Genomic DNA, 17,280 nt, shown 5'->3' on the forward strand with positions numbered 1-17,280 from the left:
TGTTCTCAACGCCGGCCGAGTTCAGTGCGTAGCGTGCGGGCGCGGCAACACTTTCCATGCTGGGCCTTTCAAGGGCGGGTAATGACGTTTTCTCGATCATGTGGAGTCGTTCCGTGTAGAGGTTGATCTGTCGCAAGACACTCTTCTGCCGGCGGCTCCACGCCTGTTTCGGGCCACTCTGATACTCGAATTCGATCTGTCCGGATCTCTTTCGTCGAGAAAACCCCAACGCCTCCCAAAGCCCGAAGCATGTCGCGATGCCCGTACTACTAGATCTACGAATGTAGTACCCGTATCATGGAAATATCGGCAACAAACGCGTTGCGTTAGGAGAATGGTGAAAGGCTGGGGGGACGGTTGGAAGCCCAGATACTCGGGCCGCTGAGTATCAGCGACGGCCATCGAACGATTCCCGTGAACTCCGGCCGTCAGCGCGCGCTACTGGCCGCGCTCTTGGCAAAACCGAACCAGCCTCTGTCGGTGGAACACCTGATCGAGGTCCTCTGGGGCAGATACCCTCCGGACAACGCCAGAGTCGCTCTGCGCACCTATGTGATGCGGCTGCGTCAAGCACTGGGCGACGAACTGGGCGGCAGGATCGTAACCCGACCACAGGGCTACCAGATCAGAGCCGAGGTGCATGAGGTAGACCTGCTGATGTTTCAACGGCACGCGATGAGCGCGAGGTCCGCCGTACGGGAGGGCGACTGGAGGGCGGCCGCAGGCGAGCTGCAGCGAGCGCTTGGGCTTTGGTCTGGCGAGCCATTCACCGAGGTGCCGTCCGCAAGCCTTCGGGAGCGCGAGCTGCCCCACCTCGAGCAGCTTCATCAGCGGACTCTGGAGCTGCATTACGAGACCCAGCTCGCGCTCGGGCATCACGATGACATCGTGTTGGAGCTCGAGCGTGCTGTCGAGTCACATCCGTTCCGTGAGCGGTTCTGGGCTCAGTTGATGACGGCCCTCTACCGCAGTAGGCGTAAGGGTGACGCTCTCGCCGCCTTCCAGAGGATTCGCCGCGAGCTCATCAAGGAGCTGGGAAGCGAGCCGGGGCTCGAACTGCAGCAACTGCATCTGGCGATACTCAAGAACGACGAAACCCTGGTCGCGCCGCAAGCCAGTGAGGAACCAGAAGTCCGACAGCAGGCGATCGAGTCGCCCACGATGGTACCCCGGCAGCTGCCCGCAGCCCCGTATCACTTCACAGGACGAGTCGACGGGCTAAGAGTACTCAACCGAGTGCTGAGTCAGACCCAGCGAGAGGACAGGACGGCTGCCTCCATCGTGGTGATCGGCGGCATCGGGGGCATCGGCAAGACTGCTTTGGCCGTGCACTGGGCACATCAAGTGGCAGATCTGTTCCCTGACGGCCAGCTCTTCCTCAACCTCCGAGGCTTCGAGACCTCGGACAATCCGATCGAGCCGGAGACCGCGCTCCGGTCCATGCTCAACGCGCTCCGCGTTCCGGAAAGTCAGATCCCGGCACAGCTCGAGGCGCAGGCGGCCCTGTTCCGAAGTGCGCTCGCGGGCAAACGGGTGCTGTTGATTCTCGACAACGTCAGGGACACCGAGCAGGTACTTCCCCTGATCCCCGCTTCGTCTGGCTGCCTGACTGTCATTTCCAGCCGCAACCAACTGACCGGTCTCCTGGTCAGTACCGGCGCTCAGTCGATCAGGTTGGGACCGTTGCGGATGGACGAGACGGCCAAGTTGATCGAGGAATTCGTCGGGGACGAGCGGGTCAAGGCTGAGCCCGAGGCGATATCCACGATGGTTGCGATGTCAGAGTGCATTCCGCTTGCGGCCAGCATCCTGGCCTCGATGACCCTCAGCCAGCCGTCGTTGCGACTCGCGGACTTCGTTGAGATGTTCGAGGAGACGCTGAGCCCGCTGGACCGGTTGGAAACCGGCGACACCGCGACCAGCATGCGGTCCCTGCTCCATGGCTCCTACCGGCACCTGACTGACGATGGACGTAGGCTGTTGCGCTTCTTCGGCCTCCATCATGGAAATCAGGTGACCACTGCGGCGGCGGCCAGTCTCGCTGGGATGTCCCTGGCGAACACGCAAAAGGCTCTCACCGACCTGGCGAGAAACCACCTGGTGGAGAATGTGAGACCGGGGCAGTACTCGACGCACGACCTGGTCCGCAGCTTCGCCGCGGAGGTCGTGAACCAGGAGGAGCTGGAGGCCGACCGACGGTTGGCCTCCAACCGTGTGCTGGATTACTACCTCCACAACGTCCACAGAGCTGTGGGACTGCTCATGCCCGCCCGCCGCCTCACCCCGCTGCCCACCCTGCAGCGCGGAGTGCTCACGACCCATTTCCAAACGGTGGCCGAGGCCGAAGCTTGGTTCGAGGACAACCGGGGCTCGATCATCGCAGCACTTCTCAAGGCACAGGACGACGGCTTCCCCAACCACACGTGGCGGATCGTCGAGGGGTTCGCTCCCTTCCTGGAACGGCTCGGCCATTGGCACGACTGGTATCGGGTGGCCAAGAACACGGTCGATGCGACATGTGCCCTTGGCGATCCGTACGCTGAGGCCATCGCTCGGCTGGAGTTCGGGAGTGCCGCCGACTTGCTGGATCCCGCAGGCGAAGGCGCCGAGCCAGAACTGGTCCGCGCGCTCGCCCTGTTCGAAGAGATCGGCGACATCAGCGGACAGGCCAGGACCCATCACCGTCTCAGCCTGTACAGCGGTAGACGTCACCGTAAGCACGAGTGCCGGCACCACGCCGAGTGGGCATTCGATCTGCACACCAAGGACGACAACCCGGTCGGGCAGGCCGAGGCGCGCAATGCGTTGGGTTGGTACTTCGCATCGTTCGGCGATTACGACACGGCTGTGTCGGCCTGCCGCGAGGCGCTGACCCTCAATCGCGAAATCGGCAACCTGGCCGGCGAGGCCGACGTATGGGACAGCCTCGCCTACGCTTACCAGAGCAGCGGCGACCTTGATGCGGCTGAGGAATGCTATCGGCAGGTGATTCCCATGGGCGAGCGGCTTCCCCGGCTTGGGCACCGCTATAGCCAGGCCGAGACCTTTAGCAGGTACGGCGACCTTAGACAAGAGCTTGGGGATACAGTCGGGGCGCTGCGGCTCTGGCGCAAGGCCCAGGAACTCCTAGAAGAGCTCAACCACCCATTGCGCGACGCGGTTCATCAGAAGATCCATTCCAGGCTCGGCCAGTGAACGTCACCTATTCTTGCCGATGGCATACCAAGCGGGGACGAGGGCCAGCACGGAGATCGCGCCCATGATGATCCAGGCAGGCTTGCCGAGGCTGCTCCAAAGGACGACGCCGATAGCGGGGCCGACAGCGGTTCCAATACCGAACATCGCGTGGGTGGCACCCTGATAGCGCCCGCTGCTCTCAGGGGGCGCGGCGAGGGCGGGGTAGGCGAACATCGACGGCCCCTGGATGATCTCGGCGAGTGTCCAGAGCAGAGTGCCGATGACGAACACCGCCAGTCCGCCAGGCAGCGCGTATACGGCCATACCGGCACCCAGCAAGAAGAAGCCGACTGTCACCACCCGTCGCATCCGCCACATCTGGACGATCTTGGTCATCAGCAGCTCGAAGCAGATCACAATCGCACCGTTGATCGCGAGCATGACTCCGTACCAGAAGGTGCCGAAGCCCGCCTCGCGGATGGCAAGAGGAAGGGTGCTCATGTACTGGATGTACACCGCCGAGTTGAGCATCACAGCGAACATGAAGGCGACGAAGCGGCGGTCACGCAGGACCACCAAGTACCCACCTGTATGGCTGACAGGGGTGGCACCTGATGCGACGGTTCCGCGCGGCAAGGCCACCAGGACGATCACGGCGTAACAGAGGGCGGCGGCGGCCTCACCGTAGAACAGCAGATCGTAGGAGACTGCGGCCAGTGCCGTTCCGAGCAGCGGAGCGGCGGTGGTGCCCAGATTGAGCGCCAGCCGGTACATCGCGGTGATCATCACCTGCCGGTCGCTCGAGATCAGCGCGGCGATGTATGAGGAGGCTGCCGGCCGGTAGACCTGGCTGATCATCCCGACCAGAGCCACCGCCGCCAGTATCCCCGCGTACCAGCGGATGTGCAGAACAGCCACGAGAAGTACGGCAGTTCCCACCATTCCCAAAACGATGGTCATCCGGGCGCCGATGCGGTCGGCCAGCGTGCCGCCGATCAGCACGCCCGCAACGGAGCCGGCACCGTAGACGCCTAGTGCTATGCCTCCTTGGACCCCTGTGAAACCACGGGTGGTCATGAAAAGGATGAGGAAGACCTGGACGAACGAACCCAGCTTGTTGACCAGAACACCGAAGAGAAGCGCCTTCACGGCGAACGGCGACTCGTTGAAGGTCGCGAGTACACCGACTTTCCCGGCGTGGGTCTGAGGGGCGTGGGTGGTCACCGGACCTCTGTCCTTTCCCTGATCCGCAATGCTTTGGCCGCCTGGTCGAGGGCGGCCACGCACTCTTGCCCGGTCGGGGCGACCGCGGTGGCGTACGCGATCCGGCCCATCAGCAGGCCGCGCGGTGGTGGGGAGACCGTGGCGCCGGGCATGACGACGGCGACCGCTCGGTCGATTTCGGCCGGCAGCGCCGCAGCGTCGAACTTCACGCTGTCGATAACGGTGTCGTCATGCTCGGGATAGAAGAACCGGATCGCCGCCACCAGGTCGCGTTGCACTTCGAGCGCTGGCTCGGCGCCGGTGGCCAGCGCGGCGAGGGCCAGGCCAGGGTCGATCCCTGAGGCGGCCATCCCAAGATAAGGGATCATGTCACCCCCGAGCCGGGCGTTCACCTCGATGACCTTCGGGATCGGGTCGAGTTTCAGCTCGGCGTGAGTCCAGCCGTGGGTGAAGCCGAGCGCAGTGTGGGTGTCCTGGAGCAAGGTGAGGAAAGCGGGGTCGCGCAGCAGCGGGTCATGGTTCGTGACCACATGGCCGGTCTCCTCGAAGTAGGGCGGGTAGCCGGTCTGTTTGCGGCCGACGAACAGCGGTGTCACGCGCCCGCCGACGACTACGGAGTCCACACTCACTTCGGGTCCGGCGAGATACTCCTCAACCAGGACTGACTGGTCGAACTCGGGCATATGTGCCACGGTCGCCTGGTCAGCGAAGGCGAAGGATTCGGCCATCTTCTCGGCAGAGCGCACCAGCGACACGCCATAACTGGCCGCTGCGGCCCGGGGCTTGACCACCACCGGATAGCCGATGTTCTCGGCCGCGGCCAAGGCCTCTTCGAGGGTCCCGGCCAGAGCGAACTCCGGCTGTGCGAGCCCGGCCAGGGCCAGGGCGGAGCGGCCCTGGTATTTGTCGCGGCAGCGCCACACCGCCTCGGCAGGAGTATGTGGAAGGCCGAGGCTCTCGGCGACGCACGCTGCCTGGTGGACCCGGGATTCGTCCCAGCAGACCACGCCACTGACCGGCTCACGCGCGTTCAGCTCGGCGGCCGCCACGGCGAGTGTGTCGGTGTCGGTCGCCGCGACGACGGTGCTGCCGACCAGGTAAGGATCTTCCCAGGTGGTCGGGGTCAGAGTGAACAGATGGATCCGGTAGCGGGCACTGATGCTCGCCAGTAGGTACTCACGGTAATTCTGAAGGCCCGTCACGATCAGGATGAGCAGGGGCCGTTGTCCTTTGGCGTGAATGGTGACTCTCCAGGGGACGATCGACTGCTAAGTGAATAATCATCCCGTGCCATCCGTATCACGCAGGTATCGCCGGTGGTCGGTCGGTAGCGGCTGGTCCTGCGGTCCAGGTGAAGCGGAGCCCCTGCCGTCCTGTACTGATCTGGTGCGCCATCTGCGCGATACTGCTGCGCTACTCCACGGAGGGATGTTGTTCACCCAGCAAAGATTCAGGACGGGTGGACAGTGATCCTCACGGGTACCGAGATTGCGCGGGAATGGGCGAACGGTCGTATCACGATCGACCCCTTCACTCCCGAGCAGGTGAATCCGAACAGCTACAACTTCCGGCTCGGTCGGACGCTATGCGTCTATCGGGACATGCCATTGGATGCTCGGCACGGCAACGAGTGCGACGAGATCGAGATTCCCGACGAGGGATATGTCCTTGAGCCTGGCCGGCTGTATCTTGCGCATACGATCGAGGTCCTGGGCAGCGAGTATTATGCGCCGACCTTCGCCGCACGCTCATCGGTGGCAAGGCTAGGGCTGTTCATCAACCTGTCGGCGAGTCTGGGCGACATCGGGTACAAGGGCCAATGGACGCTCCAGCTTTACTCCATGAACGCGGTCCGGGTCTATCCGGGCATCAACATCGGTCAGATGATGTGGTGGCGACCGCAGGGAGATATCGAACTCTACGACGGTAAGTACCAGGGCGCGACCGGACCCCGAAGCAGCGACATCCACAAGGACTTCCACAAGCAGTTCGCCCGGCAGCGCTTCATCGGCCTGGGGGCGAGCGTCGACCCCGCTAGGACAGGACCGAAGTTCGCCGCTCTGGCGGCGAACAGTCGCCGCTTCCGAGTCCCCAACGCGTTCTGCATCTCAGCCGAGGAGTTCGACGGAGCGCTCAGTGACGACCAGCGCCGCGGGTTGGCCGCGGCCTTCAACGACCTTCGAGCCACAGTGGGAGCATTCCTCACGGACTCCCTGATGGACATCCAAAAGATCGTGTCCGGGGTGCACCTGACCGAACAGGCCCGGCAATTGCTGGCAGTCCGGATCGCCGACATGTTCGGCGACGACGAGAGCGTCGAGTTCGCCGTCCGCTCCTCCGGCCTCGACGAGGACACCGCCGGCTCGAGCCTGGCCGGGATCCATACCACGGTCCTGGGTGTACAGGGCGTTGATGCGGTGGCCCAGGCGGTCGAGCAATGCTGGCGCTCCTACTACGGGGCCTCGGCTGTGGCGGCCCGGGTCCGCGCGGGCGACTTCTCCCATACACCCAGGCTGGCCGTCATCGTCCAGAGGATGATCCGGCCTGAGCTGGCCGGGGTCGCCTTCTCCGACCCCGAGGACGGGGTCGTGATCGAATACGTCGAAGGCTTGGCCGACTCTCTGGTCGCCGGGGTTGCCGTGCCGGTCCTTGCCAAATCGGCAGAGCTCACCGGTGATGTCCCTGCGCTGGCCGAGGTCGTGCGGTTGGTACAGGCACTCCGCGCGGCCGAGGGCTATGACGTGGACGTCGAGTGGGCCGCCGACGCTGACGGGGTGCACCTCATCCAGGTCCGGCCGCAGACCGCCGCGTCCCAGCAGAACACCAGCCATGACGAGCCGGTTGCTGATGCCTACAGACTCTACTTCGACGAGATACCCGCCTCCGTCGATCTCGGTGAGGTCTCCGCGGTCTATGGCGGCTATGCGGCCAAGCGTGGGCCGGCGCACAGGCTGGCCGTCGAATGCGGTGTCGGCGTCGGCCACGGCTGGGTCGTCCACTTCAACGGGCGCGGCCTGTGCGCCGCGGAGACCGGTGGTCGACTGCGTGAGGTCATCGACGAGGGTTGCGCCGACGAGTGCGTATTGGACTTCGGTGACACCCTCCGGCAGATCGTGGTGCACAAGGCGGAACTTCTCAGCCGACTCGCCGAGACCACCGGAGCGGGACCGGACTCCACCCGGCTGCACACAGTGATCGTTCGGGACTACCTTCGGGGCGATCTGGGAATCATCTCCCGGCGCGTGGGCGACGACTTCATCGTCGAGTACACCCCTGAGGGCCTCATGGCACTCAATCGCGGCACCTCGGGCGCCGCGGCGGTGATGATACGTAACGGACAGGTCGACCCGGCCGACAGCCCGATCAACGCCCATGTAGGCGAGCTCGCCGAGTTCACCAGGGCCATGAGTGACCGGTACGGACCGATGACTCTTGAGTGGGTGCGACAGTCGGGGAAGCTGTTCTTCGTCGATTACTCGCTGCTGGGCGGGGACGCCCTGAACTCCGCCGACGCGCGTGTGATCTCGGCGGGAACCGCCGCAGGGCCGCTGCTCGCCCTGGACGAAGACGAAGTGCTCAGCCGGCTGTCGATCGGGCCGGCAGTCAGTGTTGACAGGTCGCAGGACCTGTCCGGCCACGAAGGGCTCCGGGAGATCATCGCGCGAGTCCGGGCCTGCTCGGAGCCACCGATCGTCCGGGCCTCTCGCCCGTACGCCGTGCTCTCGGTCCTTATCGGTGACGTCGCAGGGTTCGTCTTCGATCAGGGCTCCACCCTTGGCCACCTGGCCATCCTGCTGCGGGAGGCGGGCCTGCCAGCGGTGGCGGCCCAGGGCCTGCCCAGCGAAGGACATGCGGTAATCAGCAGTGGGACCGTCACTGTGACGGGCGGAAAGTGACTGACGTGACAGAGAATAACTGCTGGCTGGTCCTGGGCGGGTTGCACGTCCTCAACGGAACGGCTCCGCTGCGCGCGGACGAGCCGCTCATCCTGATTCCGCTGGAGCTGCGGGCCCCGGGCAACACCCTCGTGCTGCGCTGGTCCGACCTCGGCCCGGTCGAGCTGATCGCTGGTGACCGCCGGGTCACATCTGAGGGGGTCGCCCTGTTCCCCGGCATGCGGCCGAGCCAGGAGGTCCGGAGCCTGCTGGGAGACGGCCCGATCGTCCCACTGTTCTGCCTGAGCGACACCGGCGACGGGCTGCACGTGTACTCCCAGATCCGATTCCTTGAGGAAGACGCGTGCTTCATCCGGATCACCTCGAGTCCGCTGGCCGAACCTGCCGATTCGCTGCGCTGGCTGCCCGAGGCAGCCCGGCTCCACAGTGAGCAGGCGCTGTTCCTCAACAACCACCAGCGGTACTACCGCAAGTGCTTCGTCGGCCAGGAGCTCGAGTACAAGTACACACTCACTCCCCCAGTGGACATATGGACCGCCAACCTGGACCTCTATCGGAGCCTGCTAGCGGGCGACCTACCCGGCTACGTCATGGAGTACCGCGATGAGTTCCAAGCGTGGGACTACCTGAACCACCTGTACGAGATCACCGCGCCCGCGGCAGAGCTGGGGTACGTCTCCTTCATCCCCACTACCGACGGAAAGCACCTGGTCAAGCGCAAGTGGTACGCCGAGGACTCCTTCGAGCGCAGGGAGAGCCACACCTACGGTGTCGAGGTCGAGCAGTTCGGCGACTACATCACCGACGTGCTAGGCCTTGAGGCGGTCCGGCTCCCCTCCTTCCGCCGGGTCCGTTACGACGTCAACTTCGAGTCGGTAACCACCGGACACGTATACGGGATCTTCTTCGACCACTGCAGCCTGTTGGACGCCCCCGACGTCGTCTTGCACCAGTGCGAACTGGAGTACCTGCGCAGCCGTACCGCGATCGCTGCGGACGAGGCCGCTGTCCTGGATGAGATGGCGGAGATCGCACAGTGGCTGGAAGGGTTCCTTCGAGCCCGCGGCCTGAACGACCAGCGTGGCTTCTACTCAAAGAGGACCTTCCTGAAGGACTCTGTGTCCGCCCGCCCCGAGCTGGCCCTGGTGGTGCGCTGAGGTGGGCACGATCCTGCTCGACCTGGAAGGAACGCTTTACGCCGAGGGTGAGCCCATCCCGGGCGCGACGGCAGCGGTCGCCGCGCTGCGTGAGCAAGGCCACGTGCTGCGGTTCCTGACCAACACCGACTCCAAACCTCTGGTCCGAGTCGCCGCAGACCTGGAGGGCTTCGGGCTGAGGATCCGTCAGGAGGAGCTGTTCACACCGGTGGTCGCCGCTCAACGGCTGCTCGAGGCGGTTGGAGGGAACGCTTATCTAGTCGTTGCTGAGGCTCTGCGCACTGAGTTCAAAGCCGTAGCCTGCGCTCCCTGCACGCATGTGCTGGTGGGGGACTGCCGCGACACCCTGGACTACAGCCTTCTCGATGGAGCGTTCCGCGCGCTCCGCGCGGGAGCGCAGTTGGTGGCGCTGCAGCGCGGCCGCTATTTCAAGCGCGCAGACGGCGATCACCTTGATACCGGGGCGGTCGTCGCCGCGCTGGAGTACGCCGCGGGCTGTCAGGCCGTCGTCGTCGGCAAGCCGTCGGCCGAGTTCTTCACCCTGGCCGCTGATTCGGCCGGGACCCCGGTCACCGGTTGCGTCGTCGTCGGGGATGATGCCACCACCGACATCGCCGGAGGCCGCGCGGCCGGGGCTGTCACCGTCCAGGTACGGACTGGTAAGTTCGCCGATCAACAAGCCGAAGGGCTGACCGGCGGTGCTTCGTACACCATCGACTCGATCGTGGACCTGCCCGATCTGATGGCCGGGCCGCGATGACGGTCTACTGGGTGGTCTGGGATGCCGCAGCGGCCTGGATCGTCGACCGGCTGGAGGCCGAGGGGTCGCTGCCGGCGGTACGGAGGCTGCGGGCAACGGGGAGCTTCGCCGCCGCGAGGCCACCGCGCCCCAACTGTCAGACCCCGCCCTCCCTCGCGACTCTCTTCACGGGGACAGGGACGGAGCGGCACGGCGTGACCGGCTTTCCCGTTCCGGACCGGGACGGGCCGATCACCGGGATGAGCTCGGGTTTTGGGCCCCAATTCCCGCTGATGCCGCCGGTCTGGGCGGAGCTCGGTCTGCGGACGGCCTTCGTGCACGTCCCATGGGTGTTCGACGCTGATGGTGCCGTGGCGCCTTGGGTCGACGCCGCTGTCGAGGCTTTCAGCAGGCGAATCTTGCGCCCTGGCCATCTGCGGGTCCCCACCGGAGCAAAGGTGCAATGGCAGGGGCACATGCTTGAAGCCGTGCCGGGCGGGCTGCTGTTCGACGGCCGACTGGTGCGCCCGGCCGAGGGGTGGGTCGAGCGCCGGTTCTCTGACGGTCTCGGCACCTGGATTCGTTGTCTGGAGCAGCCTGGCGGCGATCGGTTGTTCGCCCATACCGGCCTCTACCACGCCCGTTTCGCGGGAGCGGACCTGGCTCTGGTCGAGGCGATGCGCACCGCTCCGGTCTTCGCTGGGGAGAGCGTCGGTCCCTCCTACCGGACTGGGACGTTCGGTCCCCGTCTGGTCGATGGGGGCGATGGCTCGGCGGAGGAGGTCTTCATCTCTGCGGTCCAGTGCGCGGCGCGGGCGTTCATCGGGGCGGCAGAGCGGACGCTGGCCGGCCATGAAGCCGATCTCGTCGTTCTTTATCTTCCGATCACCGACGATGTCGGGCACGAGTTCATCGGCTGGTGCGACGAGCGCAGCGGGGTGTTCCGCCCCGAAAGCGCCCCTGCCCTGTGGGAGCTCGTGCGCCAGGCCTACGGCTGGGCTGATCAGTTCCTCGGGCGGGTGCTGGACCGTGCCGACCAGAACGACACCGTGATCCTCAGCGCCGACCACGGCATCGTGGGATGCGCGAAACTGGTCCACCTCAACGAGCCCCTGGTCGAGGCGGGACTGGCCGTGTGGGACGCGGCGGGTGCCCTGGACCCTGCCCGGTCCAGCGTGGTCTACCACCCTGCCAACAATGGCTCGCTCTGCGTCAACACCAGGGACCGCCCTTACGGGGTCGTCCCACCGCAAGAGGCTGGACCTGCCATGGCCAAGGCGATGGCCGTGCTCCAAGAGGTGATCGACCCCGACACCGGTCGGCCAGTCGTCGCCCGGTTCCTGGACCAGCATGGCGTGCCGCTGTCAGACGGAGCCGTTCCTTCCGTCATCTTCGTCGAGTTGCACCACGACTACCAGCCGACCGCCGCGCCGGCCGGGGCCGGTCCTGTGGTGCGGCCGGCGGTCAAGCCGGGTGCCCACGTGGTCAACAACGGCGATGACCGGCTACTGGCCACCTTCGCGGTTGCGGGCCCCGGCATCGAAGCCCGCTGTCACCTGGGCGAAGTCGATAACACGTTCGCGGCTCAGTTGGTGCGACGGCGATTTCTCAGCTCCCTCCAGAAAGTCGATTCATGAATCTCTCCACGACGCGGCTAGCCGAGCAGAGGCACGCCAACGTCACAACCTTCCTGCGGAGCAGGCGGCTGGATCCGGCGGCGCTCGGCGCGCTCATGACTGAGCGGGTCGGCCCCGGACAGCTCCTGATCACCAGCTCGCCGGTGCACGGTCTCGCCAACGCGACCAGCGACCTGGACTTCATTCGAATCCAGGACGAACCCATGGAAGGCGCCCGGATCTCCACCAAGATCTTCGAGTGGGGTGAACATCTGGAGGTCGTCTCATTCTCCGCCGCGGAGCTGGCTGCCAACCTCAAGGAGCTCACAGACCTGGCCATTCGTCCCCCAGAAGAGATCGTCAAGGCCTTCCGGAGCTGGGACAAGCATCGGGAACCTCGGCGCAAACAGACCGAGCGCATCATCAATGGCGTGACTCTCGATGGGCAGATGCCTTATGTCGCCGCGCTGCCGGCACTGGCGGCCGTGTGGAGCCGGGCGGCACTGCAGAACTCGATCGAGCAGGCGGTTCATCTCGCCCTGGCCGAAGCCGCCGGCGAGCTGCGCGGCCGGGTCGGCTATGCGATCAACACGCTCCTGTTCCTGATGGACGCGATCCTCTCCCACCACAATGACGTCTACACCACCCGGAAGTGGTACCTGCTCAGGTGGACTCGGCTCGTCGCAGAGCAGGGCTGGGCGGATGCCTCGTTCGCCGCGCTCGGTGCGGAGGTGGAGCGGCTGCGTGTGACAGTGGCCTCCGCCCTGACCCGGCCGGATGCCCGGATCGCCGCCGACTACCTCGCCTTGGTGGGGGAAGCGGCAGCCCTCACCGCGCGGACCCATTCGGTCAGTGTCGCCTTCGACCCGGCCGATCGCGCGGACCGGTATGCCTTCCTGCCCGGCGCGGAGCTGCTGCTGACGTCGGACGGTGCAATGCCTGCTTCTGGCCAGGCTCCGGCTGGACCGTACGCCCTCACCGAGTTGAGGGACGTCCCCGGAGGCGAAGCCGGAGTGCTGCTGCGCGCCCTGCGGGGTGGCGCCTTGGCCCAGCGGATCGACTACACCGGAGGAACGAGCGCATGAAAGCAGCGGACATCCCGGTTTTCCCCCAGGTCAGGGCTGGGCATGCACGGCCCATCACGGCGGCGGTAGAGGCCTGGATCCAGGCCGCCTGGCTGATGCTGGCCGAGGGCCGCTCCTATATCGAGGACATTGAGGGCGGGACTGATCAGCCGCAGATGCAGAGTGCCGTCAAGCTGCGACTGCTGGAGCAACTCGTCGACGTAGACAACCGGCTCGCAGGACGAGTCCCCGTGGCCGACGCGCACTGCCTCGCGCTCGGATTGGAGTACGGGCTGCAGGAGGTCGCGCAGGCCGCTGGGACCGACCTCATCGAGATCTTCGCCCTGGCGGAGGAGTTCGGCGGCCCCGGCTCCCATGACGAGATCTTCGTGTTCTGGGAGCGGCTGCTTGAAGCGTTCCCTGGCAAGCTGCCTGACCGTCTGATCGCGCAGGGTCAGCGCGACATGCTGGTGACCCTGCGCTCTTGGGCTGCGCTCTCCCGTGCGGCCGGTCTTGACATCGGCTTCCTCACCCCGTTCATGAAGGAGGCGTGATGCCGCAGATTTCCGCTACGGCCTTCGTCCCCTCGTCAGCGGCCGAACTCCGCCAGATCGTACGGGAGGGTACCGGCCTGCCGACGATCGCGCCTCATGTGCTCGAGGTCGAGCCGCAATCGGACGGGACAGCCCGTTGGAGCGTTCTGCTCAACGGAAGCCGGGTGGGCTGGACTCAGCGGGAGGCCACTACCTCAGGCCAACGGCTGGTCTTCGAACAGACCCAAGGCGACTTCGACTCCTTGGCCGTGACTTGGACGTTCGCCCCGGACTGCGCCGGCACCTGGGTCGGACTGAGCATCGCTTTTCATCTCGGGATCGACGGGCTGGCCCCGCTGCTGGACCCCATCTGGGCGCAGTCGCTACGCGCTCACGCAGACCTCCTGCTGTCCGCCCTCGCCTCTGCCAAGGAACCCAATGACCATGATTGACCTCGACTTCCTGAACACCGTGATCCGGTTCGAGATAGCACCCGACGCTGAACCCGCCTTCCAGCCGATCCGCCGCTTCTTCCGGCATCTGCTGGTGCCGGTCTCGGACCGGTCGGCCACGTTCACGATCAAGGTGGACGCGTACGATCCCGAAGCTGACGTTGACCGGCAGATCTGGGACACCGAGCAGTCGGTGATCCGCCGCAGCAACGCGGCGGAGTTCAACTTCGACGCCCATGTGGTAGAGGAGGGCGACCGCCGCCTCTACGTCAACCGCACCACTTTGGTGGACGTCCCGAAGGACGCCCGGTCGGACGGGCTGTTCCGGCTGCGGATCACTGCGGGCTCCGCCATCCAGGTCATTGACTTCCTGCGTGATCTGATCATCCGGAACGAAGAGGACCTCGGCACCGTGGTTCTGCATGCCTCCGGGCTGGTCCGAGGCAGTGAAGCCGTGATCATCGCCGGGGCGAAGGGCGCGGGTAAAACGACGACCATGCTGTCGGCGCTGCGCCGTCCCGGTTGGTCGTACTTCACCGGTGACAAGGTGTTCTGCCGCCGCGTTGGCGAGACGATCGAGGTCTACCCGTGGCGCGACTACCCGTACGTCGGTGTCGGCACTATCCGAGCCGACGCCCGGCTGGAACGGCTGGTCCGCGAACAGGTCGACCCCGGAATCGGTGAGCGGGCCGCGACCGACAAACTGCTCATCGATCCGGACCTCTTCGAGGGCTGGCTGGGGGTTGAGTTCTCGGCACAGCCGCGGCGGCTCGCAGCGATCCTGTTGCCCGAGGTCCGCCCCGGCGAGCCGCTCACTACCTGGCAGCTGCGGTCAGAGGCCGAGCGCTGGGCCCACCTTAACAAGATCGTTGACCGTCAGGTGGACACCACGTTCTTCACCTGGCAGTCCCACCTGGTACCGGACTATCGCGCGTTCTACCGATCGCTCGCCGACCTCCGGGAGGTTCTTCCGTCGGTGGCGATGGTCCGACTGCGTGGCACCCTCGATGTGGACCCTGACCGGGTACTGCGCGGCGGAGGCCTTCGGGTCGCCGTGATCGGCCTGGCGGGCAGCGGGAAGTCGACGACCGCGTCCTTGCTGGAGGAAGCAGCGACCGCCGCAGGTCTCAGCCACGCCAGGGTCAAACTGGCGAAGCCCTTGTACGACCTGCAGGACTCGGTGTATCTGGCTGCGGGCCGGGCAGTGGGCCCCGGAGCGCAAGACCAGATCCTGATGGAGGACCTGGCCGACAACCTACGCCGGATCAACCCGCGTGCTTTCATCGATGACTTCACGGTCAGGCTGAGCAACGTCGACGCGGACGTGATCGTCAATGACGACTTGCGCGACCCAGAGGTGGACGCCGTCGCCCTACGTTCCTTGGGCTTCCGGGTGTTGCGGGTTCGCTGCGATGAGGACCTGCGGCAGAAGCGATTAGTCGAACGGGGGGACCCGACACGCGCCGATCGCTCGACCAGCCGGCTGGACGAGATCGAGGCGGACCTGGAGCTGGACAACAGCGGTGATCTGGACGGGCATCGTGCCGCCGTGCGCGACCTCCTGGAGGGCTGGCTGTGATCCTCACCGGCGCGCAGATCCTGGCCGAGGTCGAGGCCGGCCGTATCCACATCGATGACTTCGACGCCGAAAGGCTTGAGCCCAACAGCTACGGCTTCCGGCTGGCGGAGGACATCCTGACCTACGAGAAGGAGGTCATCGACTGCTACGAACTACCGGAGGCCGTGCACACCGCCATGGGCTCGGACGGGATGGTTCTCGAACCCGGCCGGCTCTATCTCGGTAGCACGATGGAGGCGATGGGCAGCCCCCACCACGCGGCCACGCTCTACGCCTGCCGGTCGACCTCGACTCTTGGCATCTGGATCCAGTACTCGGCGCCGCTGGGACACAGCGGCGCGGTCTTCCCCTGGACGCTTGAGATCAAGGTTGCCCATCCCGTCCGGGTCTACCCCGGAATGATCATCGGAAAGCTCGCCTTCTGGGCGATGCAGGGTTCCGCGATCAACTACGACGGCAAGTACACCGGGTCTTCCTCGGCTGTGGCGTCCCGGTTCAGCCTCGATTTCCGGAGACCGTAGTGAGCATCACCGACGGTGACCTGTTCCGCATCCTGGCTGCGTTGGCGATCCTGCTGGGCTCAGCCAACCTGTTCGCGCGCGTGTTCAAACGGTTCCGCCAGCCCCCAGTGATCGGGGAGATCCTCGGCGGCCTCCTGCTTGGGCCGACGCTCTTCGGCATCTTCGCTCCTGAAGCACAGGCATGGCTGTTTCCCCGGACCGGAGCGGTCGGCAGCGGGCTCGGCCTGGTCAGTCAGATTGGAATGCTGCTGCTGATGTTCCTTGCCGGCGCGGAGATGAGGACAGTGTTCTCTCGCCGCGACGGCCGAACGGTCGGCATGATCGCGGTAACCGGGATGGTGGTACCTCTGGCCGGGGGCGTGCTGTTCACGTGGTCCCTGGACGGCTCCGGACTCGTCGGCCCGGCAAACGACAGCACTGCGCTGGGGCTGGTGCTGATCAGCTCGCTCGCGGTCACCAGCATTCCCGTGATCGCGCGGATCATGCTCGATCTGGGCATCATGCAAACGGTATTCGCACGAGTTGTTCTGTCGGTCGCCGTGCTGGAGGACATCGTGCTGAATGTCCTACTCGCCGTCGCGCTCGGCATGGTGAGTCATGCGAAGCAGGACGCATTCGGTCTGTCCACGGTCTTGCCGATTTCCTCCACCACCGAGTCGATCGCTTACCACACGCTTGCCTCGATCGGATTCCTGCTGCTGGCGTACGGGGTCAGCAAGGTACCTCGGCCAACTCGCCGGCTCGTGTCCGACCGCGCCGCTGACCAGGTGGCGATCCGGGTCGTGCTCACGCTGGGCGTGGCCGCTTCATGTGTCCTGCTCGGGCTGGCGCCGATCTTCGGTGCATTCGCGGTCGGACTGCTGACGGACCTGCCTCGCACAGGATCGGAATCCATGACGGCGATCCGCTCCTTCGCCTCCGGGTTCTTCATTCCCATTTACTTCGCGATAGTCGGCCTCAAGCTCGATCTGGTGCACGGGTTCGCCTTGTGGTTCACCATCGGGTTCATCCTGCTCGCCTGCGCACTGAAGATCGCCGGAGTCTTTGTCGGGGCGCGGCTGGCCGGGAGCCCCGCACAGAACGCGATCAACTTGGCGGTCGCGATGAACGCGCGCGGCGGCCCAGGGATCGTCATGGCGACACTCGCCTTTGACGCGGGGATCGTCAGCCAGCAGTTGTTCACCACCTTGGTACTCACCGCGATCGCCACCTCACTTCTCGCCGGCTCCTGGCTTGAGCGTGCACTGGCTCGGGGGCAGCTCATGCCCAAGGCCGCGGAGTCCGACCCTGCCCTGGTGTCATCCGCATCGTGACCTGCGAGG

General features: G+C 65.5%; 13 protein-coding genes. 11 read left to right on the forward strand and 2 right to left on the reverse strand.

The annotated features are described in order from the left end of the window. The first annotated feature begins 357 nt into the window (after positions 1 to 357). Positions 358 to 3,195, forward strand: coding sequence for a BTAD domain-containing putative transcriptional regulator (locus tag ACGFIV_RS28500; protein ID WP_392838198.1), 2,838 nt, complete (start codon positions 358 to 360; stop codon positions 3,193 to 3,195). A 3-nt stretch (positions 3,196 to 3,198) separates the two neighbouring features. Here ACGFIV_RS28500 and ACGFIV_RS28505 read toward each other — a convergent pair whose 3' ends face one another. Beyond that, positions 3,199 to 4,401, reverse strand: a complete 1,203-nt coding sequence (locus tag ACGFIV_RS28505) for an MFS transporter (protein WP_358553848.1) — start codon at positions 4,399 to 4,401, stop codon at positions 3,199 to 3,201. Continuing rightward, on the reverse strand, positions 4,398 to 5,603 hold the full coding sequence (locus ACGFIV_RS28510; RefSeq protein WP_392838199.1) for an ATP-grasp domain-containing protein: 1,206 nt from the start codon (positions 5,601 to 5,603) through the stop codon (positions 4,398 to 4,400). Before ACGFIV_RS28510 ends, ACGFIV_RS28505 begins: the two co-directional genes overlap by 4 nt. A 264-nt stretch (positions 5,604 to 5,867) precedes the next feature. Between ACGFIV_RS28510 and ACGFIV_RS28515 the strand changes: the two genes are divergently transcribed. The 10 genes from ACGFIV_RS28515 to ACGFIV_RS28560 are packed head-to-tail and all read left to right on the forward strand — an operon-like array spanning position 5,868 to position 17,271. Then, the gene (locus tag ACGFIV_RS28515) at positions 5,868 to 8,297 is read left to right on the forward strand and encodes a PEP/pyruvate-binding domain-containing protein (protein WP_358553842.1); all 2,430 of its coding nucleotides are present in this window, start codon (positions 5,868 to 5,870) and stop codon (positions 8,295 to 8,297) included. Between the two features lie 5 nt (positions 8,298 to 8,302). Then, on the forward strand, positions 8,303 to 9,454 hold the full coding sequence (locus tag ACGFIV_RS28520; RefSeq protein WP_358553839.1) for a hypothetical protein: 1,152 nt from the start codon (positions 8,303 to 8,305) through the stop codon (positions 9,452 to 9,454). A 1-nt stretch (position 9,455) separates the two neighbouring features. Beyond that, entirely contained in the window at positions 9,456 to 10,214 is a 759-nt protein-coding gene (locus ACGFIV_RS28525) for an HAD hydrolase-like protein (protein WP_358553836.1), read from the forward strand. After that, the gene (locus tag ACGFIV_RS28530) at positions 10,211 to 11,830 is read left to right on the forward strand and encodes an alkaline phosphatase family protein (protein ID WP_392838200.1); all 1,620 of its coding nucleotides are present in this window, start codon (positions 10,211 to 10,213) and stop codon (positions 11,828 to 11,830) included. Before ACGFIV_RS28525 ends, ACGFIV_RS28530 begins: the two co-directional genes overlap by 4 nt. Next, on the forward strand, positions 11,827 to 12,894 hold the full coding sequence (locus tag ACGFIV_RS28535) for a DUF6001 family protein (protein ID WP_358553831.1): 1,068 nt from the start codon (positions 11,827 to 11,829) through the stop codon (positions 12,892 to 12,894). The genes ACGFIV_RS28530 and ACGFIV_RS28535 overlap by 4 nt, the downstream gene beginning before the upstream one ends. After that, positions 12,891 to 13,427, forward strand: coding sequence for a DUF6031 family protein (locus ACGFIV_RS28540; RefSeq protein WP_392838201.1), 537 nt, complete (start codon positions 12,891 to 12,893; stop codon positions 13,425 to 13,427). The genes ACGFIV_RS28535 and ACGFIV_RS28540 overlap by 4 nt, the downstream gene beginning before the upstream one ends. Then, positions 13,427 to 13,858 (forward strand): SRPBCC family protein, encoded by a 432-nt coding sequence (locus ACGFIV_RS28545; protein WP_358553827.1) that lies wholly within the window; start codon positions 13,427 to 13,429, stop codon positions 13,856 to 13,858. Before ACGFIV_RS28540 ends, ACGFIV_RS28545 begins: the two co-directional genes overlap by 1 nt. After that, the gene (locus ACGFIV_RS28550; protein ID WP_392838202.1) at positions 13,845 to 15,437 is read left to right on the forward strand and encodes a hypothetical protein; all 1,593 of its coding nucleotides are present in this window, start codon (positions 13,845 to 13,847) and stop codon (positions 15,435 to 15,437) included. Before ACGFIV_RS28545 ends, ACGFIV_RS28550 begins: the two co-directional genes overlap by 14 nt. After that, positions 15,434 to 15,958 carry a hypothetical protein gene (locus tag ACGFIV_RS28555; protein ID WP_358553823.1) on the forward strand — a complete coding sequence of 175 codons (525 nt, stop codon included), beginning with the start codon at positions 15,434 to 15,436 and terminating at the stop codon, positions 15,956 to 15,958. The genes ACGFIV_RS28550 and ACGFIV_RS28555 overlap by 4 nt, the downstream gene beginning before the upstream one ends. Then, positions 15,958 to 17,271 (forward strand): cation:proton antiporter, encoded by a 1,314-nt coding sequence (locus ACGFIV_RS28560; protein ID WP_358553821.1) that lies wholly within the window; start codon positions 15,958 to 15,960, stop codon positions 17,269 to 17,271. The genes ACGFIV_RS28555 and ACGFIV_RS28560 overlap by 1 nt, the downstream gene beginning before the upstream one ends. Positions 17,272 to 17,280: the final 9 nt, after the last annotated feature.

Source organism: Sphaerisporangium sp. NPDC049003 (assembly GCF_043197795.1).
Classification (GTDB): Bacteria; Actinomycetota; Actinomycetes; order Streptosporangiales; family Streptosporangiaceae; genus Sphaerisporangium.

What these genes read in the sequence shown, in the direction of transcription:
- ACGFIV_RS28530 (WP_392838200.1), top strand. Translation starts at nt 10,211, where the DNA reads ATGACGGTCTACTGGGTGGTCTGGGATGCCGCAGCGGCCTGGATCGTC.
- ACGFIV_RS28535 (WP_358553831.1), top strand. Translation starts at nt 11,827, where the DNA reads ATGAATCTCTCCACGACGCGGCTAGCCGAGCAGAGGCACGCCAACGTC.
- ACGFIV_RS28540 (WP_392838201.1), top strand. Translation starts at nt 12,891, where the DNA reads ATGAAAGCAGCGGACATCCCGGTTTTCCCCCAGGTCAGGGCTGGGCAT.
- ACGFIV_RS28545 (WP_358553827.1), top strand. Translation starts at nt 13,427, where the DNA reads ATGCCGCAGATTTCCGCTACGGCCTTCGTCCCCTCGTCAGCGGCCGAA.
- ACGFIV_RS28550 (WP_392838202.1), top strand. Translation starts at nt 13,845, where the DNA reads ATGACCATGATTGACCTCGACTTCCTGAACACCGTGATCCGGTTCGAG.